The sequence below is a fragment of the Halomonas gemina genome, from assembly GCF_023554995.1.
Classification (GTDB): domain Bacteria; phylum Pseudomonadota; class Gammaproteobacteria; order Pseudomonadales; family Halomonadaceae; genus Halomonas; species Halomonas gemina.
Map to the genome: position 1 here is coordinate 1 of NZ_JAMJPK010000020.1, position 1,275 is coordinate 1,275.

General features: G+C 55.5%; 2 tRNA genes and 1 rRNA gene. All 3 read left to right on the forward strand.

The features are described 5' to 3' along the window. A 16S ribosomal RNA gene (locus M8009_RS18835) occupies nt 1-659 on the forward strand; the annotation flags it as partial. A 94-nt stretch (nt 660-753) separates the two neighbouring features. Then, nucleotides 754-830 (forward strand) — tRNA-Ile (locus M8009_RS18840). 86 nt (nt 831-916) lie between these two features. Continuing rightward, nucleotides 917-992: transfer RNA gene (locus M8009_RS18845), tRNA-Ala, on the forward strand. Nucleotides 993-1,275: the final 283 nt, after the last annotated feature.

The following is a 1,275-nucleotide window of genomic DNA, read 5'->3' on the forward strand; positions in this document are numbered from 1 at the left end:
CCTGGGGAGTACGGCCGCAAGGTTAAAACTCAAATGAATTGACGGGGGCCCGCACAAGCGGTGGAGCATGTGGTTTAATTCGATGCAACGCGAAGAACCTTACCTACCCTTGACATCGTGCGAACTTTCCAGAGATGGATTGGTGCCTTCGGGAACGCACAGACAGGTGCTGCATGGCTGTCGTCAGCTCGTGTTGTGAAATGTTGGGTTAAGTCCCGTAACGAGCGCAACCCTTGTCCCTATTTGCCAGCGATTCGGTCGGGAACTCTAGGGAGACTGCCGGTGACAAACCGGAGGAAGGTGGGGACGACGTCAAGTCATCATGGCCCTTACGGGTAGGGCTACACACGTGCTACAATGGCCGGTACAAAGGGTTGCGAAGCCGCGAGGTGGAGCTAATCCCGAAAAGCCGGTCTCAGTCCGGATCGGAGTCTGCAACTCGACTCCGTGAAGTCGGAATCGCTAGTAATCGTGAATCAGAATGTCACGGTGAATACGTTCCCGGGCCTTGTACACACCGCCCGTCACACCATGGGAGTGGACTGCACCAGAAGTGGTTAGCCTAACTTCGGAGGGCGATCACCACGGTGTGGTTCATGACTGGGGTGAAGTCGTAACAAGGTAGCCGTAGGGGAACCTGCGGCTGGATCACCTCCTTAAACGACCAGTCACTGCACCCGGCAAGTGTCCACAATGAATTACCTGATCGAACGAGCAAGACTGTTTGGGTCAACGGCCCAGTGGTTGGCAGCCGGGTCTGTAGCTCAGTTGGTTAGAGCGCACCCCTGATAAGGGTGAGGTCGGCAGTTCAAGTCTGCCCAGACCCACCAAATTTGCGTGATACTGCGTTGCTTCAAACCTCGCATAGCAGGCTATGCGTCGCATCGAAGCGCCTTGTCTCACACAAATTCCTTTCGGGGCCTTAGCTCAGCTGGGAGAGCGCCTGCCTTGCACGCAGGAGGTCAGCGGTTCGATCCCGCTAGGCTCCACCATTCATGGCAGGAGGTCAGCGCATCGAGCGAATCGTCGCACCGCCCGCTAGGCTCCACCATCCAACAGTCCTGCTGCAGAGACCAGCGGCAAGTCGTTTTGACTTTCCACTGTTCTCTGAACAGTTGCTCTTTAACAATGTGAATCATGCTGACAACGTTTCTTCCGAGAGGAAGAGACACGAGATACGTCTCAAGCGTATCCGGCAATTGTCGATCGTCATCGCGGACCAGACCTCTTGGGGTTATATGGTCAAGCGATGAAGCGCATACGGTGGATGCCTAG